Annotated in this window: 29 protein-coding genes; 17 read left to right on the top strand and 12 right to left on the bottom strand. The window is 60.5% G+C overall.

All coding sequences use genetic code 11. The annotated features are described in order from the left end of the window. The first annotated feature begins 32 nt into the window (after positions 1 to 32). Entirely contained in the window at positions 33 to 473 is a 441-nt protein-coding gene (locus tag MHH62_RS00890) for a hypothetical protein (RefSeq protein WP_003192054.1), read from the top strand. Beyond that, positions 470 to 874: an META domain-containing protein gene (locus tag MHH62_RS00885; protein WP_014718883.1), complete on the top strand. Its 405-nt coding sequence runs from the start codon at positions 470 to 472 to the stop codon at positions 872 to 874. Before MHH62_RS00890 ends, MHH62_RS00885 begins: the two co-directional genes overlap by 4 nt. Positions 875 to 1,006: 132 nt before the next feature. On the opposite strand, the gene MHH62_RS00880 is transcribed toward MHH62_RS00885, so the two are convergent. Beyond that, positions 1,007 to 1,468 carry a TlpA disulfide reductase family protein gene (locus MHH62_RS00880; RefSeq protein WP_288854990.1) on the bottom strand — a complete coding sequence of 154 codons (462 nt, stop codon included), beginning with the start codon at positions 1,466 to 1,468 and terminating at the stop codon, positions 1,007 to 1,009. Positions 1,469 to 1,583: 115 nt separating this feature from the next. Here MHH62_RS00880 and arsC point away from each other — a divergent pair, with 115 nt between their 5' ends. The 3 genes from arsC to MHH62_RS00865 are packed head-to-tail and all read left to right on the top strand — an operon-like array spanning position 1,584 to position 2,936. Beyond that, complete coding sequence (gene arsC, locus MHH62_RS00875) at positions 1,584 to 1,937, top strand: arsenate reductase (glutaredoxin) (RefSeq protein WP_014718884.1); 354 nt, start codon at positions 1,584 to 1,586, stop codon at positions 1,935 to 1,937. Beyond that, positions 1,934 to 2,548, top strand: coding sequence for an NAD(P)H:quinone oxidoreductase (gene wrbA / locus MHH62_RS00870; RefSeq protein ID WP_014718885.1), 615 nt, complete (start codon positions 1,934 to 1,936; stop codon positions 2,546 to 2,548). The genes arsC and wrbA overlap by 4 nt, the downstream gene beginning before the upstream one ends. Further along, positions 2,532 to 2,936: a DUF2069 domain-containing protein gene (locus MHH62_RS00865; protein WP_032902853.1), complete on the top strand. Its 405-nt coding sequence runs from the start codon at positions 2,532 to 2,534 to the stop codon at positions 2,934 to 2,936. Before wrbA ends, MHH62_RS00865 begins: the two co-directional genes overlap by 17 nt. 125 nt (positions 2,937 to 3,061) lie before the next feature. Here the strand turns inward: MHH62_RS00865 and MHH62_RS00860 are convergent, their stop codons facing one another. Further along, the gene (locus tag MHH62_RS00860) at positions 3,062 to 3,733 is read right to left on the bottom strand and encodes a DNA-3-methyladenine glycosylase I (protein ID WP_014718887.1); all 672 of its coding nucleotides are present in this window, start codon (positions 3,731 to 3,733) and stop codon (positions 3,062 to 3,064) included. 67 nt (positions 3,734 to 3,800) lie between these two features. Continuing rightward, positions 3,801 to 4,625: a tRNA 2-thiocytidine(32) synthetase TtcA gene (ttcA, locus tag MHH62_RS00855; RefSeq protein ID WP_014718888.1), complete on the bottom strand. Its 825-nt coding sequence runs from the start codon at positions 4,623 to 4,625 to the stop codon at positions 3,801 to 3,803. 362 nt (positions 4,626 to 4,987) lie between these two features. Here ttcA and MHH62_RS00850 point away from each other — a divergent pair, with 362 nt between their 5' ends. Together MHH62_RS00850 and MHH62_RS00845 are read left to right on the top strand one after the other, a co-directional pair. Further along, on the top strand, positions 4,988 to 5,590 hold the full coding sequence (locus MHH62_RS00850) for a Yip1 family protein (protein ID WP_014718889.1): 603 nt from the start codon (positions 4,988 to 4,990) through the stop codon (positions 5,588 to 5,590). Between the two features lie 128 nt (positions 5,591 to 5,718). Further along, positions 5,719 to 6,213, top strand: a complete 495-nt coding sequence (locus MHH62_RS00845) for a SprT family zinc-dependent metalloprotease (protein WP_003192067.1) — start codon at positions 5,719 to 5,721, stop codon at positions 6,211 to 6,213. Positions 6,214 to 6,306: 93 nt separating this feature from the next. Here MHH62_RS00845 and MHH62_RS00840 read toward each other — a convergent pair whose 3' ends face one another. Next, positions 6,307 to 7,482, bottom strand: coding sequence for a CaiB/BaiF CoA-transferase family protein (locus MHH62_RS00840; RefSeq protein ID WP_339232236.1), 1,176 nt, complete (start codon positions 7,480 to 7,482; stop codon positions 6,307 to 6,309). 157 nt (positions 7,483 to 7,639) lie between these two features. Between MHH62_RS00840 and tusD the strand changes: the two genes are divergently transcribed. The 6 genes from tusD (at position 7,640) to MHH62_RS00810 (ending at position 11,076) form a co-directional block, all read left to right on the top strand. After that, positions 7,640 to 8,032 carry a sulfurtransferase complex subunit TusD gene (gene tusD / locus MHH62_RS00835; RefSeq protein WP_003192069.1) on the top strand — a complete coding sequence of 131 codons (393 nt, stop codon included), beginning with the start codon at positions 7,640 to 7,642 and terminating at the stop codon, positions 8,030 to 8,032. A 1-nt stretch (position 8,033) separates the two neighbouring features. After that, entirely contained in the window at positions 8,034 to 8,384 is a 351-nt protein-coding gene (tusC, locus tag MHH62_RS00830) for a sulfurtransferase complex subunit TusC (RefSeq protein WP_339232234.1), read from the top strand. Then, a complete protein-coding gene (tusB, locus tag MHH62_RS00825) occupies positions 8,384 to 8,662 on the top strand; it encodes a sulfurtransferase complex subunit TusB (protein ID WP_020302956.1) in 279 nt (92 codons plus the stop codon). The genes tusC and tusB overlap by 1 nt, the downstream gene beginning before the upstream one ends. After that, positions 8,659 to 8,994 carry a TusE/DsrC/DsvC family sulfur relay protein gene (locus MHH62_RS00820; protein WP_191949341.1) on the top strand — a complete coding sequence of 112 codons (336 nt, stop codon included), beginning with the start codon at positions 8,659 to 8,661 and terminating at the stop codon, positions 8,992 to 8,994. Before tusB ends, MHH62_RS00820 begins: the two co-directional genes overlap by 4 nt. Next, the gene (locus MHH62_RS00815) at positions 8,991 to 9,992 is read left to right on the top strand and encodes a glycosyl transferase family protein (protein ID WP_014718894.1); all 1,002 of its coding nucleotides are present in this window, start codon (positions 8,991 to 8,993) and stop codon (positions 9,990 to 9,992) included. Before MHH62_RS00820 ends, MHH62_RS00815 begins: the two co-directional genes overlap by 4 nt. Positions 9,993 to 10,080: 88 nt before the next feature. Beyond that, the gene (locus MHH62_RS00810; protein ID WP_339232233.1) at positions 10,081 to 11,076 is read left to right on the top strand and encodes a glutathione S-transferase family protein; all 996 of its coding nucleotides are present in this window, start codon (positions 10,081 to 10,083) and stop codon (positions 11,074 to 11,076) included. Between the two features lie 106 nt (positions 11,077 to 11,182). Here MHH62_RS00810 and cysG read toward each other — a convergent pair whose 3' ends face one another. Genes cysG through ftsK form a run of 6 tightly spaced genes read right to left on the bottom strand, consistent with a single transcriptional unit; the run spans position 11,183 to position 18,680 of the window. Beyond that, positions 11,183 to 12,577 carry a siroheme synthase CysG gene (cysG, locus tag MHH62_RS00805; RefSeq protein WP_014718896.1) on the bottom strand — a complete coding sequence of 465 codons (1,395 nt, stop codon included), beginning with the start codon at positions 12,575 to 12,577 and terminating at the stop codon, positions 11,183 to 11,185. Continuing rightward, positions 12,578 to 13,858, bottom strand: a complete 1,281-nt coding sequence (serS, locus tag MHH62_RS00800; protein WP_019816715.1) for a serine--tRNA ligase — start codon at positions 13,856 to 13,858, stop codon at positions 12,578 to 12,580. 15 nt (positions 13,859 to 13,873) lie between these two features. Beyond that, on the bottom strand, positions 13,874 to 14,248 hold the full coding sequence (gene crcB, locus MHH62_RS00795) for a fluoride efflux transporter CrcB (protein WP_014718898.1): 375 nt from the start codon (positions 14,246 to 14,248) through the stop codon (positions 13,874 to 13,876). After that, on the bottom strand, positions 14,245 to 15,570 hold the full coding sequence (locus MHH62_RS00790; RefSeq protein WP_014718899.1) for a replication-associated recombination protein A: 1,326 nt from the start codon (positions 15,568 to 15,570) through the stop codon (positions 14,245 to 14,247). The genes crcB and MHH62_RS00790 overlap by 4 nt, the downstream gene beginning before the upstream one ends. Before the next feature lie 23 nt (positions 15,571 to 15,593). After that, entirely contained in the window at positions 15,594 to 16,217 is a 624-nt protein-coding gene (gene lolA / locus MHH62_RS00785) for an outer membrane lipoprotein chaperone LolA (protein WP_003174700.1), read from the bottom strand. 54 nt (positions 16,218 to 16,271) lie between these two features. Then, positions 16,272 to 18,680, bottom strand: coding sequence for a DNA translocase FtsK (ftsK, locus tag MHH62_RS00780; protein ID WP_003192084.1), 2,409 nt, complete (start codon positions 18,678 to 18,680; stop codon positions 16,272 to 16,274). Between the two features lie 474 nt (positions 18,681 to 19,154). On the opposite strand from ftsK, the gene aat reads away from it, so the two are divergent. The 3 genes from aat to infA all read left to right on the top strand — a co-directional run bounded on the left by aat (position 19,155) and on the right by infA (position 20,918). Continuing rightward, positions 19,155 to 19,835 carry a leucyl/phenylalanyl-tRNA--protein transferase gene (aat, locus tag MHH62_RS00775; RefSeq protein ID WP_014718900.1) on the top strand — a complete coding sequence of 227 codons (681 nt, stop codon included), beginning with the start codon at positions 19,155 to 19,157 and terminating at the stop codon, positions 19,833 to 19,835. Between the two features lie 56 nt (positions 19,836 to 19,891). Continuing rightward, positions 19,892 to 20,599 (top strand): arginyltransferase, encoded by a 708-nt coding sequence (locus tag MHH62_RS00770; RefSeq protein WP_003192088.1) that lies wholly within the window; start codon positions 19,892 to 19,894, stop codon positions 20,597 to 20,599. A 100-nt stretch (positions 20,600 to 20,699) separates the two neighbouring features. Then, positions 20,700 to 20,918, top strand: coding sequence for a translation initiation factor IF-1 (infA, locus tag MHH62_RS00765; protein WP_002553999.1), 219 nt, complete (start codon positions 20,700 to 20,702; stop codon positions 20,916 to 20,918). 245 nt (positions 20,919 to 21,163) lie between these two features. Here infA and clpA read toward each other — a convergent pair whose 3' ends face one another. Beyond that, on the bottom strand, positions 21,164 to 23,434 hold the full coding sequence (gene clpA, locus MHH62_RS00760) for an ATP-dependent Clp protease ATP-binding subunit ClpA (RefSeq protein WP_003192090.1): 2,271 nt from the start codon (positions 23,432 to 23,434) through the stop codon (positions 21,164 to 21,166). A gap of 29 nt (positions 23,435 to 23,463) precedes the next feature. Continuing rightward, complete coding sequence (clpS, locus tag MHH62_RS00755; protein ID WP_005789091.1) at positions 23,464 to 23,832, bottom strand: ATP-dependent Clp protease adapter ClpS; 369 nt, start codon at positions 23,830 to 23,832, stop codon at positions 23,464 to 23,466. A 225-nt stretch (positions 23,833 to 24,057) separates the two neighbouring features. On the opposite strand from clpS, the gene cspD reads away from it, so the two are divergent. Beyond that, a complete protein-coding gene (gene cspD / locus MHH62_RS00750; protein WP_032902846.1) occupies positions 24,058 to 24,318 on the top strand; it encodes a cold shock domain-containing protein CspD in 261 nt (86 codons plus the stop codon). The last annotated feature ends 54 nt before the right edge of the window (positions 24,319 to 24,372 follow it).

Here is a 24,372-nt window from a genome sequence, read left to right as displayed (position 1 = left end):
GTGATAGGATGCCGCGCCTATTTGGAGGATCCATGGCCGAACACGATTTCCGCTTCAGCTTGCTGAGCCCGCAACATACCCTGATCGAATGCCGTGCCCTGGTGCCGGGCCGTTACCAAGTCACCGGCAACGGTGGTTCGATCAAACATGGCGACGTCCTGATCGTCAGCCTGCGCGGCAGTAAAACCCTGTCGATGCGACTGACCGTCGAAGGTGACGCACGCTACTCCATCCGCCCGGCGGGCCAGTGGGTCGCCATGGCCCAAGGGCCGAAGTTCGGCGAACTGGAGATTCACACCTGGAAGGTCAATTGCGACAGCTGCGACGCCGTGCTGGAGTTTGAATTCGCGGTAGAAACCAAGCTGACCAAGGCACCGCTGCAACCGGCCGCCAACGCGCGTATCAAAGAACTGGGCTGGGCCAGCGAAGGCGATAAGCACCGCTGCCCGAAATGCCAGCAGGCCGCGCAATGAAAGGCCCGCTGCTGCTCGCCGCCATCGGCATGGGCCTGGCAGGCTGCGCTGCCGATGGCGCCAAGCTCGAGCGCGACCACAGCTACGTAGTGGAATGGATCGGTGAGCGGCCGTTGATGGACTACGCGCACCTCACCGTCACCCTGGGCGCCGATGGCCGCGCCTATGGCAATGGCGGCTGTAACCACTGGTTTGCGCCGTACACGGTCGAAGGCGACAAGCTCAGCTTCGGCCCAGTCGGCAGCACCCGAAAAATGTGCGCCGAGGCCCTGATGGAGCAAGAACATCGCTTCTTCCAGGCCCTGCAAGGCGTGCAGCGTTGGGACATCTCGCCGATCGAGCAGACGCGGTTCTGGCCGGCCGAAGGCAAGCCGATCCGCTTGTGGCTCGAAGAAGGCTGATCTAGGCGCACTCTCCTGTATTAACGCGGTGTCCTCTGGTTCTGTGGGAGCTGGCTTGCCTGCGATGCGGACGACGCGGTGTATCAGGTACACCGCAGCGATGCCATCGCAGGCAAGCCAGCCCCCACAGCTTTAACCCTTCAGGGCCTTGAGCTTGGCCAACACCCCTTCCGCTGTCTGCTCACCCATCAACTGCTCACGCACCTTGCCCTTGTCGTCGATGATGTAGGTCACCGGCAATGCCTCGCTGCGCGGAATCTCGAAGATCCCCTCCGGGTTCTGGGCCAGTACCGTGAACTTGATCCCCAGCTTGTCGCTGGCGGCCTTCAGTTCCTCACCCTGCACATTGTCGAAGTTGACGCCGAACACCCCGACATTCTGGCCTTTCAACTGTTCTGCCAGGGCATTGAGCTCGGGGATTTCCGTGCGGCACGGGCCACACCATTCGGCCCAGTAGTTGACCACCAGCCACTGTTTGTCCAGGCGTTCGGCCGCCACTTTCTGGCCATATTGGTCAACGCCGTAATCGTTACCGCAACCGCTGAGCAGCAGGGTTGTGATGATCGCCAATGCACCGATCAGTCGCCTTGTCATGGGGTATTCCTTCGCAAAAATGAACGTTGGCTGCGGCCTATCGCCTCTTACGGTTTAAGGACAGGCGCCAGCGCAGGTAGAATACCCGCCACCTTACGCAAGATGCGACCCGCACATGACCGATCTGACGCTTTATCACAACCCGCGCTGCTCGAAATCCCGCGGTGCGCTGGAACTGCTGGAAGCCCGCGGCCTCACCCCGACCGTCGTGCGCTACCTGGACACCCCGCTGGATGCCGCGCAAATCGAGGCCCTGCTGAAAAAACTGGGGATCAGCGCACGCCAACTGCTGCGCACCGGCGAAGACGAATACAAAACCCTGAACCTGGCAGACGCCAGCCTCAGCGACACCCAACTGATCGCCGCCATCGCAGCCCATCCCAAGCTGATGGAACGCCCGATCCTGGCAACCGCCGACAAAGCCATCATTGGCCGCCCACCCGAGAACGTGCTGGAGATCCTGCCGTGACTACGCCCTATGTGCTGGTGTTGTATTACAGCCGTAACGGCTCGGTGAGCGAGATGGCCCGGCAGATTGCCCGCGGTATCGAGCAAGGCGGCATGGAAGCGCGGTTGCGCACCGTGCCGGCGATTTCCACCGAGTGCGAAGCGGTGGCGCCGAGCATTCCCGACGAAGGCGCGCTGTATGCCAGCCTGGACGACCTGAAGCACTGCTCGGGCCTGGCCCTGGGCAGCCCGACCCGGTTCGGCAACATGGCCGCGCCGCTCAAGTACTTCCTCGATGGCACCAGCAACCTGTGGCTTACCGGCGCTTTGGTCGGCAAGCCGGCCGGCGTGTTCACCTCCACCGCCAGCCTGCATGGCGGCCAGGAGACCACGCTGATGTCGATGCTGCTACCGCTGCTGCACCATGGCATGTTGATCACCGGCCTGCCCTACAGCGAGCAGGCACTGCTCGACACCCAGGGCGGCGGCACGCCGTATGGCGCCAGCCACCATTCCGGGCCAGACGGTAAGCGCATGCTCGATCAACATGAAATCACCCTGTGCCGGGCCTTGGGCCTGCGCCTGGCCAAGACCGCCACGCTGTTGGAGAACGGCCGTGGCCAGGAAGCCTAAGGTCCTGCCAACGCGGGAATGGCTGGCGCCGCGGGTCAAGGTGGCACGCGCGCTGAGCCTGCTGGCGTTTTTAGGCCTGGTGGGCTTGTTGTGCGCGTACTACCTGTTGGTCGCCGACCTGCATGGGGCGCGCCCGTGGGTCATCCTGCTGATCGAGTTGGTGCCGCTGCTGATACTTGCGCCAGGCATGCTGATGGGCAGCGCACGCGGGCATTCGTGGATGTGCTTTGTGGTGAACCTGTATTTCATCAAGGGCGCGCTGGCGGCGTATGACCCGAACCGCCAGTGGTTCGGTGTGCTGGAAATGCTGGCGAGCCTGGCGGTGTTTTGCACGGCGTTGCTGTATGTGCGTTGGCGGCATCAGCTGAACCGTCGACTGGCCGATTGACTGATCGTTCCCACGCTCCGCGTGGGAATGCTGCCCAGGACGCTCTGCGTCCCGGGCCTAGTGCAAGGGTGACGCGGAGCGTCACAGGATGCATTCCCACGCGGAGCGTGGGGACGATCAGGTGATCAATGATTCACCGTGTAAGCCAACATCATCGACAACTGACACATCGGCCGCCCACTCTCGGCATGCCACTGGTTGAAGGCGCCCTGCACCGTCGCCAGGTCGCGCAGGCTGGTCGGGGCCTTGTCGACAATCTTCTGCGCATTCAGCGCCGCCACCACGTCATCGCTTGGCACAAAGGTGTCCTTGCCGACCATGCGCAAAAAGCGCGGCGCCGACAGCCCGCCCAGTTGATGGCCATGCTTGCTCAGGTACTTCCAGAGCCCAACGATGTCAGTCACCGGCCAATCGGCGATAAACGCACCGAAGCTGCCTTTTTCCTGCTCGATATCCAGGATCATCTGCGCATTGCGCGGCACACTCTTGAGCTTGCCCAGGTGGCGGATGATGCGGGCGTCCTGCATCAACCGTTCCAGGTGCTCGGCGCCCATCAACACGACTTTTTCCGGGTCGAAGCCGAAGAACACCTGCTCGAACGCCGGCCATTTGGCATCAACCACGCTGTGCTTCAAACCGGCGCGGAACACCCGCAACGCCAAGGTCGACAGGTAACGGTCATCGGTGATCTTGCGCAATTGCGCCGGGGTCTTGGGCACCGGCAGATGGGCTTCCAACTTGGCCGCCGAACCGAAGCGGTTCAGACAATATTCGTGCAGCCACTTGTAATCGCGCATGCCCTCTCCTGTCAGTCGAATTGAAAACGGCGCCCGCAAGCGCCGTGTACTAGAGCCTCGGGAAGACTCAGAGGTTCACTACATTGACGAAACGCGATGCGGCGGTCTCATCGATTTTCAAGCTGGTGAAGTCAAACAGGTTGCGGTCGGCCAATTGCGACGGGATCACGTTTTGCAGGCTGCGGAAGATACTTTCGGTACGCCCCGGGGTCTTGCGCTCCCAGTCCACCAGCATCTCCTTGACCACCTGGCGCTGCAGGTTTTCCTGGGAGCCGCACAGGTTGCACGGGATGATCGGGAATTGCTTGAAGTCGGAATAAGCCTGGATGTCCTTCTCGTTGCAATACGCCAGCGGGCGGATCACCACGTTGCGCCCATCATCGGCACGCAGCTTGGGCGGCATGGCCTTGAGCGAGCCGTTGAAGAACATATTGAGGAAGAAGGTTTCGACGATGTCATCGCGGTGATGACCCAAGGCCATCTTGGTCGCGCCGATCTCATCGGCAAAGGTATAGAGCGTGCCACGGCGCAGGCGCGAGCACAGCGAGCAGGTGGTCTTGCCTTCCGGGATCAATTCCTTGACCACCGAGTAGGTGTCTTTCTCGACAATGTGGTACTCCACGCCCAGTTCTTTCAAATAGGCCGGCAGCACATGCTCAGGGAAACCGGGTTGTTTCTGGTCCATGTTGACCGCCACGATCTCGAACTTGATCGGCGCGACCTTTTGCAGGTGCAGCAACACGTCGAGCATGGTGTAGCTGTCTTTGCCGCCGGAGAGGCAGACCATGACCTTGTCGCCGTCCTCGATCATGTTGAAATCGGCGACCGCTTCACCGGCCAGGCGACGCAGGCGTTTTTGCAGTTTGTTCTGGTTGACTGTAAGAGTGCCCATGGCGCTTGGATCCGCAAAGGTGTGTGACGAAAAGCGCAGCATTTTACCGGTAAGACTCGCCGAGTTCCAATGTGGGAGCTGGCTTGCCTGCGATAGCGGTGTGCCAGTCAACATCTCTGGTCCGGACAGGCCGCCATCGCAGGCAAGCCAGCTCCCACACTGGATCCCATGAATCCTGACAGACCGCACCGCGATTAGCGTGAGTGTTTACAGCGCAATTTGCTCTAAAGGCCCTACAGTTATTCCAGTCATCCCTTTCTATACTGCGACTTGAGGTCGCACATCTATCCAGACCTTTCAGGCCATTTGGCCCGTGGGCGCTCCGATGGGGGGCGATGGTAATAACGACAGGAGTGACTGGCATGATCCATCACGTCGTGGGGCTGTTTACCCATCCCGACCAGGAATGGCGGGAAATCCGTGGCGATAAAGAAGAAAGCATCAGCCACATGTACCTCACTCATACCCTGATTCTCGCGGCGATCCCCGCCATTTCCGCCTTTATTGGCACCACTCAGGTCGGCTGGGTCATCGGCAACCGCGCCCCGGTGATGCTGACCCAGGAAAGCGCGCTGTGGATGACCCTCATGTCCTACGCGGCCATGCTGTGCGGCGTGGCGGTGATGGGTGCATTCATTCACTGGATGGCCCGCACCTACGACGCCAGCCCAAGCATGGCCCGCTGCGTGGCGTTTGCCACTTATACCGCCACACCCTTGTTTATCGGCGGGCTGGCGGCGCTCTACCCGCATATGTGGCTGGGAATGGTCGTGGGCACGGCGGCGATCTGCTACACGGTGTACCTGCTGTATGTGGGGCTGCCGACCTTCATGAGTATCGACCCGGATGAAGGCTTCCTGTTTTCCAGCTCGGTATTGGCCGTCGGCCTGGTGGTGCTGGTGGCGATCATGGCCTTTACCGTGATCGTCTGGGGCCTGGGCGTCGGGCCGATCTACACCAGTTGAACGAAAAAACTCGCAGGCACGGCCACCGCAAGGTGGCTTTGTGCGTTCTGCATGACCATTCGGCGCCTGACAGATTCGGAAACACCCAGCTTTGCGGCATACTGGGCGTCTCTGGAGATATGTACAGCATGCCCGAGCAACTCAATACCCGCGTCGAAGATTGTTTCCTGCAAGCCGAATCCTTTTTCAAACGAAGCTTCAAACGCCCCCAGGTCAGCCTCAAGCTGCGGGGCCAGAAGGCCGGTGTCGCGCATTTGCACGAGAACCTGCTGCGCTTCAACCCTCAGTTGTACCGTGAAAACAGCCAACACTTTCTCAAGCAAACCGTGGCCCATGAAGTGGCGCACCTGATTGCCCACCAATTGTTTGGCGAGCGTATCCAGCCCCATGGCGAGGAATGGCAGTTGATCATGCGCGGGGTTTATGAGCTGCCGCCCGACCGTTGCCACACCTACGAGGTCAAGCGTCGGCAAGTGACTCGCTATATTTACCGCTGCCCGTGTGCGGACAGTGATTTTCCGTTTTCACCGCAGCGCCATGGGCTGGTGAACCAGGGGCGGCGGTATTTGTGTCGGCGGTGTCGGCAGACTCTGGTGTTCACTGGAGAAACTCGGGTGGAATGAGGGCCTCTTCGCAGGCAAGCCAGCTCCCACATTTTGATTGCGTTCACAGATCCAGATGTGGGAGCTGGCTTGCCTGCGAAAGCGCCCGCTCAGTCAACCTACAACCTTGGCCTGCCGCAATTGCTCTATCCGCTCAATACCGAACCCCAACTCCGCCAGCACCTCATCACTGTGCGCCCCCACCGCCACCCCAATATGCCTAGGCGCCGGCAACCCCTCGGAGAATTTCAGCGGGCAGGCCAATTGCGCTTGTGTCGAGCCGTCACCCCGGGGCACCTGGCTGACTAGCTCCCGCGCCTTCAACTGGGGATGCTCCGCCGCTTCGCTCAAACTCAACACTGGCTCAACACAGGCATCCACCCCGGCAAACAACTCACACAACTGGTCAAAACTGCGCTTCTCGAACTCCACCTGCAACGCCTGTTTGAGCACGGCCTGGCGTTCGGGCGTCACGCTGTGTGCCGCCAGTTCCGGGCGCCCCAAGGCCGCGCACAGCTGCTGCATAAACCCCGGTTCCAAACTGCCCACCGACATCCAGCGCCCATCGCGTGTACGGTAGTAGTCATAGAAACTCCCGCCATTGAGCACATGGTTCTCCCACCCAGGCTCGACCCCACAAGCCAGGTAGCCGGCCCCCGCCATGGCATTCAGACTGAACGAGCAATCGGTCATGCTCACATCCAGGTATTGCCCCACCCCGCTTTGCTGCCTGGCAATCACCGCCGCCAGCAAGCCCACCACGGCATGCAGCGAGCCGCCCGCCACATCCGCCAACTGTACGCCCAGGGGCAACGGGCCGGTGTCCTGGCGCCCGGTATGGCTGGCCACGCCGGCCAACGCCAGGTAGTTGATATCGTGCCCGGCGCGGTCCTTATAGGGGCCGGTCTGGCCGTAACCGGTGATCGACACATAGATCAGCCGCGGGTTGATCGCCTTCAGCGCCTCATAGCCCAGGCCCAGGCGCTCCATGACACCGGGGCGGAACTGCTCGAGCAGGATGTCATGGCCCTTGACCAACTCATGCACAATCTCCAGCGCCTCGGCCTGCTTGAGGTCCAGGGCCAGGCTGCGCTTGTTGCGATTGAGGTAGGCGTGGCTGGCCGAGGTACCACGATCATGGGGCGGCAATACACGCAACAGGTCCATCCGTGTGGGCGATTCGATACGCAGCACCTCGGCGCCCATGTCCGCCAGCATCAGGGAGGCAAACGGGCCGGGCAGCAAGGTGGAAAAATCCAACACTTTAAGGGACGCCAAGGGACCTGACATGGGGACTCCAGTTGGGTTGCGAATACTCACAGACTAGGCAGCCGGGCAGCTGCCGGCAATCGTCAGAACGATCAACCACAGTGACCGTTTTGATCACGGCGGGCTTTTTCGCGGCGGCGGCTTTATCATTGGCCGACGTTTGTTGGCAGAGTCTTCCATGAAGTTCGCGATTGCACTGTATAGCGCCGCCCACGCGCCCTCCTCGCGCCGCGCCCTGTTGTTCGCCCAGGCGGCGCTGGCCGGCGGGCATGAGATCGTGCGGCTGTTTTTCTACCAGGACGGCGTGTACAGCGCGTCCAATAACATCGTCGCGCCCCAGGATGAGCAAGACATTGCGCGCCAATGGCGCGAGTTTGTCAGCCAGCACCAACTCGACGGCGTGGTGTGCATCGCCGCAGCCCTGCGCCGGGGTGTGCTTAATGCCGAGGAAGCTGCGCGTTACCAACGCAGCGCGGTCAACCTGGAAGCACCCTGGGCGTTGTCGGGCCTGGGGCAATTGCATGACGCGATCCAGGACGCCGACCGCCTGATCTGTTTTGGAGGGCCGTGACATGTCCAGATCCTTATTGGTGATCAGCCGCCAGGCCCCATGGTCCGGGCCGAGTGCGCGGGAAGCACTGGATATCGTGCTGGCCGGCGGCGCGTTCGATCTGCCCATTGGCCTGCTGTTCCTGGATGACGGTGTGTTCCAACTGGCGCCGAACCAAGCGGCCAAGGCCGTGCAACAGAAAGACCTGAGTGCCAACCTGCAGGCCCTGGGCCTGTTCGGCATTGATGACGTGTTCGCGTGCAGCCATAGCCTGACCGCACGCGGGTTGGCGCCGCCTGCCCACGCGCAGGCGCTCGACAGCCAAGCCATTTTCCAGCTGATTGACCGTTACGACCAGGTGATTACCCTCTGATGTCGACTCTACATGTGGTGTCTCATTCCCCGTTTACCGACAGCCGCCTCGACAGCTGCCTGCGCATCTGTGGCACCGAGGACGCTATCCTCCTATGTGGTGACGGAGCCTACGGCCTGCACACGCCCGCCCTGCATACCAAAGGCGTAAAGGTGTTTGTGCTGGCCGAAGACATGCAGGCGCGCAACCTGCCGCTGCCCGACTGGGCTGACAGCGTCGATTACCCAGGCTTCGTGCAACTGTCGATCGACTACGACAAGGTCAACACCTGGCTATGAACACCCTGACCGTCGGCGCACGCACCCTGGAACTGGATAAGGACGGCTACCTCCTCGACCTCAACGACTGGTCCGATGAAGTGGCGAATGCCCTGGCCGCTGCCGAAGCCTTGGAGCTGACGCCGGCACACTGGGAAATCCTCACCCTGCTGCGCCAGTTCTACACCGAATTCCAGCTATCCCCCGCCACGCGCCCGCTGATCAAGTACACCGCCTTGAAGCTGGGCCCGGAAAAGGGCAACAGCCTGCACCTCAACAAACTGTTCAACGGCACTCCCGCCAAACTCGCCGCCAAGCTGGCGGGCCTGCCCAGGCCGACGAATTGCTTATGACCGACTTTGCCCCCCTGACTCTCGTAACGCCCCAAGAGCATCCCTTTGCGCAGTTCGTGCGCATCCTCGGCAAAGGCAAGCGTGGCGCGCGCAACCTCACCCGCGAGGAAGCGCGGGAAGCCATGGGCATGCTGCTCGACGAAAAGGTCGAGGACACCCAGCTCGGCGCCTTCCTGATGCTGCTGCGCCACAAGGAAGAAAGCCCGGAAGAACTCGCCGGTTTCACCGAAGCCGTACGTGAGCGCCTGCACGCGCCAGCGCTGAACGTCGATATCGACTGGCCGACCTACGCCGGTAAAAAGCGCCACCTGCCGTGGTTCCTGCTGGCAGCCAAATGCCTGGCGCAGAACGGCGTGCGCATCCTGATGCACGGCGGCGGCGCCCACACTGCGGGGCGCTTGTACACCGAGCAATTGCTGGACGGCTTGCAGATCCCGCTGTGCCGCGACTGGCAACAGGTCCAGAGCACCTTCGCCCACGGCAACCTGGCATTTATCCCGCTGGGTGATTGGGCCCCACAGCTGCAACGCATGATCGACCTGCGCAACACCCTGGGCCTGCGCTCGCCTATCCACTCTCTGGCGCGCCTGCTCAACCCGCTGAATGCGCGTTGTGGCCTGCAAAGCATTTTCCACCCCGGTTACCAGGGCGTGCATCGCGATGCCAGTGGCTTGCTGGGTGACAACGTGATTGTGGTCAAGGGCGACGGCGGCGAGATCGAGATCAACCCCGACACCCTCAGCCACCTGTACGGCACCACCGGCGGCCAGAGCTGGGACGAAGAGTGGCCCGCCCTCTCAGACCAGCGCCACGTCAAGCCAGCAACGCTTGAGCCCGAGCACCTCAAAGCGCTGTGGCGCGGCGATGTTGAAGACAGCTACCCGCAACTGGCGTTGATCGCCACCATGGCGTTGGCCCTGCGCGGCCTTGGCCACCCACGGCAACAGGCGTTCGAGTTGGCCCAGCAGTACTGGGACGCACGGGATAAATCGATTTAATCGATCATTCACGCCGGTTCTTTGCGCTTTTAGTTCGAACTCATCCCTTTAGACTGGGCTCCAACGCTTATCAGCCAAGGAGCCAGTCATGGGTTTATTGATCGACGGACAGTGGAAAGACCAGTGGTACGAAAGTAGCGCCGATGGCGCTTTCCAACGGGAGCAGGCACAACGCCGCAACTGGGTGACCGCCGATGGCGCGCCAGGCCCGAGTGGTGAAGGCGGCTTCAAGGCCGAGGCCGGTCGCTATCACCTCTATGTATCCCTCGCCTGCCCATGGGCGCACCGCACCTTGATTCTGCGCAAGCTCAAGGGCCTGGAAAGCCTGATCGACGTCTCGGTGGTCAGTTGGCTGATGCTGGAAAACGGCTGGACCTTCGACAAGGCCCACGGCTCCAGCGGCGACAACCTCGACGGTTTCAACTTCATGCACCAACGCTACACCGCCGATACCGCCGACTATACCGGGCGCGTGACCGTGCCGGTGCTGTGGGACAAAAAGCTCAAGCGCATCGTCAGCAATGAATCGGCGGAGATCATCCGCATGTTCAACAGTGCGTTCAATGCGCTGACCGGCAATACCCGGGATTTCTACCCCCAAGCCCTGCATTCGACCATCGACAGCCTCAACGAACGCATCTACCCCGCCGTGAACAACGGCGTGTACCGCGCAGGTTTCGCCACCTCACAACAGGCGTATGAAAGTGCGTTTGATGATGTGTTTGCCGAGCTGGATCATTTGGAACAGCACCTGGGCAGCCATCGTTATCTGGCCGGCGAGTACCTGACCGAAGCCGATGTACGGCTGTTCACTACGCTGATTCGTTTTGATGCGGTGTACTACAGCCACTTCAAATGCAACCTGCGGCGAATTGCCGACTATGGGAATTTGTCGAACTGGCTGCGGGAGATGTATCAGTGGCCGGGGGTGGCCGAGACGGTGGATTTCGAGCATATCAAGGGGCATTACTATGCCAGCCATCGCACGATCAACCCGACGGGGATTGTGCCGAAGGGGCCGTTGCAGGGGTTTGATACGGAGCATGATCGGGTGCGGCTGCCGGGTAAAGGTGTCTTTGGCTGATCCGGATCATCGGTTGTAATGAGATGGCCTCATCGGGGGCAAGCCCCCTCCCACACTTGGAATGCATTCCAATGTGGGAGGGGGCTTGCCCCCGATGCTTTTGAGGTCAGACTTGGGACTGGGCGCCCTCGAACCACTTGAGCTTTTCACGCAGTACCACCACCTCACCCACGATCACCAGTGTCGGCGCATGCACTTCATGCTCCGCCACCATGCGCGGCAGGTCGGCCAGGGTGCCGGTGAACACGCGCTGGTTGGACGTGGTGCCCTGCTGGATCAGCGCCGCTGGGGTATCTGCGGAGCGCCCGTGCTTGATCAACTGCTCGCAAATGATCGGCAAGCCAATCAAGCCCATGTAGAACACCAGGGTCTGTGAGGGGCCGACCAGGTCTTGCCAAGGCAAGTCCGAGGTACCGTTCTTCAAGTGCCCGGTAATAAACCGTACCGACTGGGCATAATCGCGGTGAGTCAGCGGAATCCCGGCATAAGCCGCACAACCACTGGCTGCCGTGATACCCGGCACCACCTGGAAGGGGATGCCATGGGCCGCCAATTCCTCGATCTCTTCGCCACCACGACCAAAGATGAACGGGTCACCCCCTTTAAGGCGCAGCACGCGCTTGCCTTGCTTGGCCAGGTCGACCAGTTGCTGGTTGATCTGGTCCTGAGGCACCGCGTGATCGGCACGACGCTTGCCGACGTACACGCGCTCGGCATCACGACGGCACAGTTCCAAAATCGCCGGCGCAACCAAACGGTCGTACAGCACCACGTCGGCTTGCTGCATCAGGCGCAATGCGCGGAAGGTCAGCAAATCCGGGTCACCTGGGCCTGCACCCACCAGGTACACCTCACCGGGCGCGTAAGGCGGCGCGCCATTGACCTTTTCGATCAACAGGCGCTCGGCCTCCTCGCCCTGCCCGGCCAACTGTCGGTCGGCAATCGGGCCCTGGAACACTTCTTCCCAGAACGCCCGGCGCTGCTGCACATCCGGGTACAAACCTTTGACCTGAGCCCGAAAACGCGCGGCCAGCCCAGCCAGTTGCCCGTAGGTGGAGGGAATCCAGGTTTCCAGCTTGGCGCGAATCAGCCGTGCCAGTACCGGAGCGTCACCGCCGCTGGAGACGGCAATCACCAAGGGTGAACGGTCGACAATCGCCGGGAAGATCACGCTGCACAACGCTGGCGCGTCCACCACATTGACCGGCACGCAGCGACGCTTGGCATCACTGGACACTTGCGCATTCAGTGGCTCATCGTCGGTAGCCGCGATAATCAGGGTGCAACCGTCCAGGTCGGCCTCCTGATAACCGCGCAACATCAGTTCCCCGCCACTGCCCAGCACCAGCTCACGCAGCTGGCTTTCGATCTGGGGAGCAACCACCCGCAACACCGCGCCGGCATCGGCCAGCAGCCGGGATTTGCGCAAGGCAATCTCCCCACCACCGACGACCAACACACGACTGCCGCGCAGGTTATGAAACAGCGGCAGAAATTCCATTTAGCGGATGACCTCAACGCCCGCCATGTAAGGCTTGAGCACCTCAGGTACACGGATCGAACCGTCCGCCTGCTGGTAGTTTTCCAGCACGGCCACCAGGGTACGGCCTACGGCCAGGCCCGAACCGTTGAGGGTATGCACCAGTTCCGGCTTGCCGGTTTCCGGGTTGCGGAAACGCGCCTGCATGCGACGGGCCTGGAAGTCACCGCAGTTGGAGCACGACGAAATCTCGCGGTATTTGTCCTGGCTCGGCACCCACACTTCCAGGTCGTAGGTTTTCACGGCGCTGAAGCCCATGTCGCCCGTGCACAGGGCCAGTACGCGGTACGGCAGCTCCAGCAGCTGCAACACGCGCTCGGCGTTGGCAGTCAGGCCTTCCAGGGCTTGCATGGAGGTCGACGGTTCTACTACCTGGACCATTTCAACCTTGTCGAACTGATGCTGGCGGATCATGCCGCGGGTATCGCGACCCGATGCGCCGGCTTCGCTACGGAAGCACGGGCTGTGGGCAACCAGCTTCAACGGCAGTTGCTTGGCGTCGAGGATTTCGCCGGCGACGATATTGGTCAGCGACACTTCGGCCGTCGGGATCAGGTACAGGTCGGCTTCGCCGTCGCGGCTGATCTTGAACAGGTCTTCTTCGAATTTCGGCAGTTGGCTGGTGCCCATCAACGCCGGCGCCTGAACCAGGTACGGGGTGTAGGCCTCTTCGTAACCGTGTTCGCCGGTGTGCAGGTTGATCATGAACTGCGCCAGTGCACGGTGCATGCGCGCAATCGGGCCGCGCAGCAAGGCAAAGCGTGCGCCGGACATTTTTGCCGCGGTTTCAAAATCCAGGCCACCGGTCAATTCGCCCAGGGCGACGTGGTCCTTGATCTCGAAATCGAAGGCTTTCGGCGTGCCCCAGCGGCGCACTTCGACGTTGCCGTCTTCATCTTCGCCGACCGGTACGGATTCGTGGGGCAGGTTCGGAATGCCCAGCAGGATCGAATCCAACTGGGTCTGAATGCCTTCCAGCTCGATTTTGCCGTCGGACAGCTCAGTGCCCATGCGCTCGACATCCGCCATCAACGGCGCGATATCTTCGCCGCGCTGCTTGGCCTGGCCGATGGACTTGGAGCGCGCATTACGTTCAGCCTGCAGTGCTTCGGTGCGGGTCTGGACGGTCTTGCGCTGTTCTTCCAGCGCTTCGATGCGCGCAACATCCAAGGCAAAGCCACGGGATGCCAGGCGGTCCGCTACGTCCTGAAGGTTGCTACGTAACAGTTTGGAATCGAGCATGTCGGTCTCTCGTTATCAAAGTTTGGTCAAGGACAGGCCAGCCCAGGTGGCGAGCAGCCCGCCGAATACGCTGATGGCCGCATAGCCAATCGCCAGCGGCACTTGCCCGCTTTCCAGCAGGCGCACGGTATCCAGTGAAAAGGATGAAAAAGTCGTCAGGCCGCCAAGAAAGCCAACCATCAGGCCGGCACGTACCTCGACAGGCACTTCCGGGCGTAACAAAAACAGGCCGTATAACACGCCGATCAACAGGCAGCCCACGATATTAACGGCGAGCGTCGCCGTATAGAAGTGTTTCGGCCAATTGGCGTTGATCCAATTGCCGGTGGCGAAGCGCAACAGCGTCCCGGCAATCCCCCCCACCGAGACGGCGACCACCAAAGGAATCATGATTTTCTCCGCTGCCGGGGGCTCAGACGGTCGAGGGTGGCCAGGTGATTGAGCTTCTCACCGATCTTCAGCTCCAGGCCACGGGGCACGGGCTGGTAGAACGGCTGCGGCTCCAGCTCATCGGGGAAGTAGTCTTCGCCGGCCGCATAGGCGTCCGGCTCATCGTGGGCATAACGGTATTCGTCGCCATACCCCAGTTGCTTCATCAGCTTGGTCGGTGCGTTGCGCAGGTGCAGCGGCACTTCGAGGGAGCCGTGCTCGGCGGCCGCACGCAGGGCCGACTTGAAGCCCATATACACCGCGTTGCTTTTCGGCGCGCAGGCCAGGTAGGTGATGGCCTGGGCCACCGCCAGCTCGCCTTCCGGGCTGCCGAGGCGCTCCTGCACCTCCCAGGCGGCCAGGCACAGGCTCAGGGCCCGCGGGTCGGCGTTGCCGATGTCTTCGCTGGCCATGCGCACTACGCGGCGCGCCAGGTACAGCGGGTCGCAACCGCCATCGATCATGCGCGCAAACCAATACAGCGCGCCATCAGGGTTGGAGCCGCGTACGGATTTGTGCAGCGCGGAAATCTGGTCGTAGAAGGCTTCGCCGCCCTTGTCGAAACGTCGGCGCGTGTCACCCAGCAGGCTTTGCAACAGATCAACGCCAATCTCGCCGCCGTCTTCGGCCAGGTCGGAAGCATTCTCCAGCAGGTTGAGAAAGCGACGCCCGTCACCATCGGCGGCGGTCAGCAAAATCTTGAAGCCTTCATCGCTGAGGCTCAGCTGACGCTTGCCCAGGCCCTTGTCTTCGCTCAAGGCACGGTGCAGCAGCTTTTGCATCGCCGCTTCATCCAGGCTCTTGAGCACATAGACCCGCGCCCGTGACAACAAGGCGTTGTTCAATTCAAAGGAAGGGTTTTCGGTGGTGGCGCCGATAAAGATCAGCGTACCGTCCTCGACATAAGGCAGGAACGCATCCTGCTGCGACTTGTTGAAGCGATGCACTTCGTCGACGAACAGGATAGTGCGCTTGCCGTATTGCCCGGCCTGCTGCTTGGCCACTTCCACCGCCTGGCGGATCTCCTTCACCCCGGCGAGCACCGCCGAGACCGTTTCAAAGTGCGCGTCCGAGACTTTCGCCAGCAGCCGCGCCAGGGTGGTCTTGCCCACGCCCGGCGGCCCCCAGAAAATCATCGAATGCAGCGCACCCTGCTCCAAGGCTTCGCGCAAGGGTTTGCCGCGAGCGAGCAGGTGTTCCTGACCGACGTACTCATCCAGGTTGGTCGAACGCAAGCGCGCGGCCAGTGGCTGGGCAATCGGGTCACTTCGAAACAGATCCATGGGCAGCGTTTGAAACCTCTAGATTATTCCTGGATCACGTCGGCACCCTTGGGGATGTCGAACTTGAACTTGGACGCGGGCACCGGCTGGTTGGCCTTGACTCCGGAGAACAGGATATCGGTGCGCTGGCCGACGCTGTCGACCAGGCGCATGTTGTTGATCACGCCGTTGCCGAACGACAAGGACAGCGTGTCAAACAGCGTGTCCTTGGATTTTGGCTTGAGGGTGAATTCGATGACGTTGCTGGTCTGCTTGGAGGTGATGTCGAAGCTGTCGTTGATTTTCGACACATCACCCGACAGCAGCAGTGCCGGGGTCTGGTTCAGGCGTGGATCGAGCTTCTTGATGGTGGCTTGTTCCAGGTCCGGGTCCCACAGCGTGACTTTCTGGCCGTCGGAAACGATGGTCTGCTCCGCCTTGCCTTCGGTATGCCAGTAGAACAGCCCTGGGCGCTGCACGGCCATTTCACCGGCTGTTTCCTGCAACTGGGTGCCGCCGGCATCCAGGGTGAGCTGGGAGAAGCGCGCGGTGAGGGTCTGGGATTTGTCCAACAGGTTCTTCAGGCTGGCGACGGAAGCCGGGTCAGCGTGAGCCGAAACAGCGGTCAAGGCCAGGGCCGGCAACAACAGCATGCGGATAAAGCGCATGGGAGTCCTCATTGAGTAGTCAGGGCACGCCGCGTGTTGCCACGCGGCGCGGAATCAGTCGCGCATCTGCCCAGGGGCGATGACTTCACGCGAGCCATTGGTGTTCATTGCGGTCACGACGCCGGCCATTTCCATGGCTTCGATCATGCGGGCGGCGCGGTTGTAGCCGATTTTAAGCTTGCGCTGCACCGCCGAAATCGAGGCACGGCGGCTTTCCAGTACGAAGGCCACGGCCTCGTCGTAGAGCGCGTCGGTTTCAGCATCATCGTCGCCACCGCTGCTGCCACCGTCGAAGCCGCTGCCGGCCTCTTCCACGCCAGCGAGAATGTCGTCGTTATATTCCGGCGCGCCGCGCAGTTTCCAGGCTTCGACCACACGGTGGACTTCGTCATCGGAAACAAAGGCGCCGTGAACGCGAATCGGCAGGCTGGTCCCGGGCGGCATGTACAGCATGTCACCGTGGCCCAGCAGTTGCTCGGCGCCACCCTGGTCGATGATGGTACGCGAGTCGATCTTGCTGGAGACCTGGAACGCCATGCGCGTCGGAATGTTGGCCTTGATCAGGCCGGTGATCACGTCCACCGACGGCCGCTGGGTCGCGAGAATCAAGTGGATGCCCGCCGCCCGCGCCTTCTGGGCGATACGGGCGATCAGCTCTTCAACCTTCTTGCCGACGATCATCATCATGTCGGCAAATTCATCGACCACCACCACGATGGTCGGCAGCTTGGTCAGCAGTGGTGCTTCATCGTGAATGCTTTCGCGCTTGTACAGCGGGTCGGTCAGCGGTGTGCCGGCGTCCTGGGCTTCCTTGACCTTGGCATTGAAGCCCGACAGGTTACGCACGCCCATCTTCGCCATCAGCTTGTAGCGGCGCTCCATCTCGGCAACGCTCCAACGCAGGGCGTTGGCGGCGTCCTTCATGTCGGTAACCACCGGGCACAGCAGGTGCGGGATGCCTTCGTAGATCGACAGTTCCAGCATCTTCGGGTCGATCATGATCAGCTTGGCGTCATCCGGCCCGGACTTGAACAGGATCGACAGGATCATGGCGTTCACACCCACCGACTTACCGGAACCGGTGGTACCGGCTACCAGCAGGTGCGGCATTTTCGCCAGGTCGGTAATCACCGGCTTACCGCCGATGTCATGGCCGAGCGCCAGGGTGACCGGCGATTTGAAGTTGTCATATTCCGGGGTCGACAGCACTTCGGAGAAGCGCACGATCTGCCGGTCTTCGTTGGGGATCTCGATACCCACGGTGGTCTTGCCCGGGATCACTTCCACCACGCGCACGCTGGTGACGGCCAGGGAACGTGCCAAATCTTTGGCCAGGTTGGAAATACGGCTGACTTTTACCCCGGCGGCCGGTTGGATTTCGTAACGGGTGATCACCGGGCCCGGATGGATCGAGTCCACCGACACTTCGACGCCGAACTCCTTGAGCTTGATTTCCAGCAGGTGACCGACAGCCGCCAGGGATTCGGGGGAATAGTTGAGTTGTTTCTTTTCGGCCGGGTCCAGAATCGAGATCGGCGGCAAGGTGCCTTCGACAGCGCTGTCGATAAACAACGGTGCCTGCTTCTCTTTTTGCACGCGATGGCTGGGCTCCGGCGCCTTGGGCGGTGCCGGGGCGATCACGGGCGGCACCTGCTTTTCACGGTCCGACATGTGCTTGCTCAGGGCCTGCTCGCGCTCGATCAAGCGCTCCTTGACCTTGGCTTGCTCGCGTCGATCCGGCGTGCTTGGAGCCACCACCTCGTTGACACGGGTGTCAACCTCACGCAACTGCGCCACCATTTGCTTGCGCTCGACACGGGCGGCCCACCAGCGGTTGGCGGCGCCCTGGAACAATTCGAACAGGTCGAGGGTAATTTTGCCGGTCACGTCCATCACCTTGAACCATGACAGGTCGGTGAATACCGTGAGGCCGAACAGGAACAGCGCGATGAACATCAGGGTGCTGCCCTGGATATTCAGGGTACGGCGTGCCAGGTCGCCGAGGCTTTCGCCCAGAGCCCCGCCCGCGCCCGCCGGCAAGCCGGTCGGTGCATGGAAGTGGATATGCGCCAGCGCAGCGCCCGACAGCACCAGGAACACCAGGCCGATCAGGCGCCAGGAGAACAGCCAGCCGCTCCACTGCCACGGTTCGTGACGCTGGCGGAAGATCTGCCAGGTCTTGATCGCCAGCAACAGCGGGAAAATGTAGGCGAAGTAACCCAGGATCATGAAGAGGATATCGGCGCTGTAAGAACCTACAGGGCCGCCGAAATTCTGCACGTCATCGATCTTGCTGTTATGACTCCAGCCCGGATCGTCCTTGCCATAGGTGAGCAAGGCCATCATCAGGAACAGACACAGCGCACCGATGGCAATCAGTGCGCCTTCCTTGAGTCGGTAATGCAGGTGCTGGCGCCAGGCCGGTACGACTGCTGCTTTAGGTGCTGCGGCGGATTTCTTCAAAACGGGTCTATTCCTGCGCCTTTAGCGCGTCCATCTGTTAAATGACTACACGACTGCTCTATCCGGAGCAGCTGAAAAATGAACGAATGTTGCTGAATCTACTTTTAACATCCGGTGACGGATAGGTGAAATGGCGATAACGCCACAATGGCCGCATTGTACGGGTTTGCGTGCGCGATGCCACGCACTTGCCCTTCACCTGACTGCACGGACAATTTGAGCATGCATTGCCTTTGCTGACAAAGGCTTATGAGCTGTATTTAGCAATCCAGGCAAGCTTGGCAAATGGCCGGCATGCGCCAGACCCGATTACGACCACACCCTGTGTGCAGAGTTGCAGAAACACCCGCTCATGCTAATCCTCGTTAATAGCCTATTCGGGCTGGCCCCGTGGCGCCGGGTCGTCAATAATCAACACTTGCGGTGCAGGTGCATGACCTGCCACTCCCCTCCCCTTCCGTAAGCCTGGATGCCATGCTGACCTGGTTACAACGCGACACCCTGACGTTCCCACCTTTGGCCAAGGCCATGCGCGAACCCAACGGCCTGCTCGCCGCCGGTGGCGACCTGTCGGCCGAACGACTGATCCAGGCCTACCGTCATGGCTGTTTTCCCTGGTTCTCCGAAGGCCAGCCTATCCTCTGGTGGTCACCCGACCCTCGCACAGTGATATTCCCCGACGAGCTGCATGTTTCCCGCAGCCTGGGCAAATTATTGCGCCAGCAGCGCTATACCGTGACCTTCGACCAGGATTTCGCCGCCGTCATACACGCCTGCGCCGCGCCCCGTGCCTATGCCGATGGCACTTGGATCACCGAAAGCATCCAGCAGGCCTATCTGGAGCTGCACCAGCGTGGCTACGCGCATTCCGTCGAGGTCTGGGACCAGGGCGAACTGGTGGGCGGCCTGTACGGTCTGGCGATGGGCCAGTTGTTTTTTGGCGAGTCCATGTTCAGCCGCGCCGACAACGCCTCCAAATTCGGTTTCGCCACATTGACCCGGCAACTGCAAGCCTGGGGATTTGTGCTGATCGATTGCCAGATGCCCAATGATCACCTGCACAGCCTGGGTGCCCGCGGCATACCGCGCAGCGTCTTCGCTGACTTCCTGGACAAACATCTGGACCAACCCAACGCCGGGCCGTGGGTTTCCTAGGCGACTTTCGCGCACGTGGCTTACACTTATTTCAAAGCTTATCCCGAGGGTTGATCATGACCGAGCTGGCGCGCTTGAAGTTCTATGCCACTCAAGCCCACTCATGCAGCTATCTGCCCGACGAGCAGGCCACCACGCTGTTCCTCGATCCCAGCCAGCCCATGGACGTGCATGTGTATGCCGACCTGTCCGAGATGGGCTTCCGGCGCAGCGGCGATCACCTGTATCGCCCCCATTGCCAGAACTGTAATGCCTGCGTGCCCGCACGCATCCCGGTTGCGCAGTTTTCGCCCGACCGTAACCAGAAACGCATTCTCAAGCGCAACGCCGACCTGACCGTACACGCCACCAAACCCCAATACAGCGAAGAATATTTCGATCTCTACCAACGCTATATCGAGCAGCGTCATGCCGACGGCGATATGTATCCGCCCAGCCGCGACCAGTTTTCCACATTCCTGGTGCGTGACCTGCCCTTTTCGCGGTTCTACGAATTCCGCCTCGACGGCCGCCTGTTGGCCGTGGCGGTCACCGACCTACTGCCCAACGGCCTCTCGGCGGTGTACACCTTCTATGAACCGACCGAAGAACGCCGCAGCCTCGGGCGCTTCGCCATCCTGTGGCAGATAGGCGAAGCGCTGCGCCTGGAACTGGAGGCGGTGTACCTCGGATACTGGATCAAGAACTGCAAAAAGATGAACTACAAGACCCAATATCGGCCCATTGAGCTGCTGATTAATCAAAGATGGGTCACGCTTAACTAGAACCCCTTGGCTTGAACACCCTTTTTCGGGCACAATGCACGCCGCTTTTGCCTGGCGCAGTTGCACCGGGCCATTCACTGGATACCGAGGGCTTTACTGCATGTCGAAAGAAGACAGCTTCGAAATGGAAGGCACTGTCGTCGACACCCTGCCCAACACCATGTTTCGTGTGGAGTTGGAAAATGGGCACGTCGTAACCGCGCATATCTCCGGCAAGATGCGCAAGAACTACATTCGTATTCTTACCGGTGACAAAGTGCGCGTCGAGCTGACGCCCTATGACTTGAGCAAAGGGCGCATCACTTACCGCGCTCGCTAAGCAAGTCAATACAAAACGCCCGGTTATGCCGGGCGTTTTTGTGTGCGCAGGATTTAACAGTCGCCACTCGACCCTGTGGGAGCTGGCTTGCCTGCGATAGCGGTGGGCCAGTTAACGATGTGCGACCGAAGGACCGCCATCGCAGGCAACCCAGCTCCCACAGTTGATGGTCACAGTCTCGTAAATCGTATTTCAGGCAGCAAAAAGGCGCCTTTCGGCGCCTTTTGCAATGTTGCAGCTAACGATCAGGCCATTTCCGCCGTGGTCTCGAACTCGAAGGTCAGCTCGCCGTCCTTCAGGTCGATGTGCACCACGCCACCATGGTCGGAGAGTTCGCCGAACAGGATCTCTTCGGCCAGTGGCCGCTTGATCTTGTCCTGGATCAGACGCGCCATCGGGCGTGCGCCCATTGCCGCATCGTAGCCGCCCTCTGCGATCCAACTGCGGGCCGCTTCCGTCACATCCAGCTGCACGCGCTTGTCTTCCAACTGCGCTTGAAGCTCGGTGAGGAACTTGTCCACCACGCTTTTGATGACCTCATGGCTGAGGCGACCAAACTGGATAATGGTGTCCAGGCGGTTGCGGAACTCCGGCGTGAAGCTCTTCTTGATCACTTCCATGGCATCGGAGGAGTGATCCTGATGCGTAAAGCCGATCGAAGCCCGCGCCGCGGTTTCGGCACCGGCGTTGGTGGTCATGATCACGATCACATTGCGGAAGTCCGCCTTGCGCCCGTTGTTATCGGTCAGGGTCCCGTGGTCCATGACCTGCAACAACAGGTTGAAGACTTCCGGGTGAGCCTTTTCGATTTCATCGAGCAGCAATACGCAATGTGGCTGCTTGGTGATCGCCTCGGTCAACAGGCCGCCCTGGTCGAAGCCGACATAGCCCGGAGGCGCACCGATCAAGCGCGACACAGTGTGGCGCTCCATGTACTCGGACATGTCGAAACGGACCAGCTCGATGCCCATGGCCTTGGCCAACTGGCGAGCCGCCTCGGTCTTGCCGACACCGGTCGGGCCTGCGAACAGGAACGAACCGACTGGCTTGTCCGGCGACTTGAGGCCCGCACGGGACAACTTGATCGCCGTGGACAGCGAGTCGATGGCCGCATCCTGGCCAAACACGGTGAGCTTGAGGTCGCGCTCCAGGTTACGCAGCAGCTCCTTGTCGGAACTGGTGACGTGTTTTGGCGGAATCCGCGCGATCTTGGCCACGATGTCCTCGACCTGAGGCACGTCGATGCGCTTCACGCGCTTCTCGACCGGCTGCAGGCGCTGGTAGGCACCCGCTTCGTCGATCACATCGATGGCCTTGTCAGGCATATGCCGGTCATTGATGTAGCGCGACGCCAGCTCAGCCGCCGCACGCAAGGCCTCATCGGTGTACTCGATGCCATGGTGCGCTTCAAAACGCCCCTTGAGCCCACGCAGGATGCCGATGGTATCTTCAACCGACGGCTCGGACACGTCGACTTTCTGGAAGCGACGCGCCAGGGCACGGTCTTTTTCGAAGATGCCGCGAAATTCCTGGAACGTGGTCGAACCAATGCAGCGGATATCACCGGAGGACAGCAGCGGCTTGAGCAGGTTGGAAGCGTCCATCACCCCACCGGAAGCCGCACCGGCGCCAATGATGGTATGGATCTCGTCGATGAACAGGATGGCCTGCGGGCGTTTTTTCAGCTCGCCGAGCAACGCCTTGAAGCGTTTCTCGAAATCGCCACGGTACTTGGTCCCGGCGAGCAACGCGCCCAGGTCAAGGGAATAGACGACACTGCTGGCCAGCAGGTCTGGCACCTGGTTATCGACAATGCGCTTGGCCAGGCCTTCGGCAATCGCGGTTTTACCCACGCCCGCCTCGCCCACCAGCAACGGGTTGTTCTTGCGACGACGCGCAAGTATCTGCGCTACACGCTCTACCTCGTGCTCACGCCCCACCAGCGGATCGATCCGCCCCTGGCGCGCCATTTCATTGAGGTTGCTGGCATAGGCATCCAGCGGGTTGCTGGAAGAAGAAGACTCACCGCCCTCCTCGTCCTGCATATCCTGCTCGCCCTCGGAATGATCGCCGTGCCCAGGCACCTTGGAGATACCGTGGGCGATGTAATTGACTACATCAATACGGGCAACGCTCTGCTGCTTGAGCAGGAACACGGCCTGGCTTTCCTGTTCGCTGAAAATTGCCACCAGCACATTCGCGCCCGTGACTTCACGCTTACCGGAGCTCTGTACGTGGAACACAGCACGCTGCAATACCCGCTGGAACCCCAGGGTTGGCTGGGTTTCGCGGTCCTCGTCATGCACGGGGATCAGTGGCGTGGTGGAGTCGATAAACTCCTGCAGGTCATGCTTGAGCTTGTCGAGGTTGGCGCCGCACGCACGTAGAACGGTGGCGGCAGCTTCGTTATCCAAAAGTGCCAGCAAAAGGTGTTCGACGGTCATGAATTCATGACGCTTCGAACGAGCCTCTTTGAAGGCAAGATTGAGGGTGACTTCGAGCTCGCGGTTTAACATAGCTTCACCTCATACCCAAGTGGTCGGCGTTAACCGTCCTTCTCGATTTCACAGAGTAGCGGATGCTGGCTTTCCCTGGCGTACTGGTTGACCTGCATGGCCTTTGTCTCGGCGATGTCGCGGGTAAACACTCCACATACTGCCCGTCCTTCTGTGTGAACGGCCAGCATTACCTTGGTCGCCAACTCGCGGTTCAGGTTGAAAAACACCTCGAGCACTTCGACGACGAAATCCATCGGTGTGTAGTCATCATTAAACAAAACCACCTTGTACATCGGCGGCGCCTGTAAAGCAGGCTTGGCCTCCTGAACAGCAATGCCTGCAGAACCGTCGTCGTCATGTTCCTGATCCGGGCGATCCTGATTGAATGTTAGTCGAATCTGGCTGTTTGCATGCATGGGAAAGAAAGGTTCGTCAGTGGTTCAATTACAGTGGTGGGGGCGGCCTGTCAGAATTTCAACTCTGACCCTTTGGTCACCTTGACTATCGGCGAAACGGTGTTACAACGAATAGAGCCCACAGTGGGTAAAAAAGGTCCGCGCAGTCAACCTTATTTATTCGGGTTAGGACGGATAGACAGGATGATACTCCAGTGATGGAGTCTGGTGCAGAGGGATAAGGGAATGGCTAGTGGTGAGGTCAAGTGGTTCAACAATGTCAAGGGTTACGGCTTCGTCATTGAAGACGGCAAGACCGAGGACCTTTTTGCGCATTTCTCAGCGATCCAGATGGAAGGTTACAAAACGCTGAAAGCGGGTCAGCGTGTCAACTTTGAAATCATTCAAGGGCCAAAAGGCATGCATGCCGTAAATATTGTTGATGCGCCTGCCACTGCAGGCGTGAAAGAAACAAAGGTAGAAAAATCAGAGAAGCAACGGGCCTGACCAGCCACTGAAATCAAGCACTCAAAGCAAACCGGCCGCCCCGACTCATCAGGG

The sequence above is a fragment of the Pseudomonas sp. FSL L8-0168 genome (assembly GCF_037976155.1).
Taxonomy (GTDB): domain Bacteria; phylum Pseudomonadota; class Gammaproteobacteria; order Pseudomonadales; family Pseudomonadaceae; genus Aquipseudomonas; species Aquipseudomonas paracarnis.
This window is presented reverse-complemented; position numbering and strand designations above follow the sequence as displayed.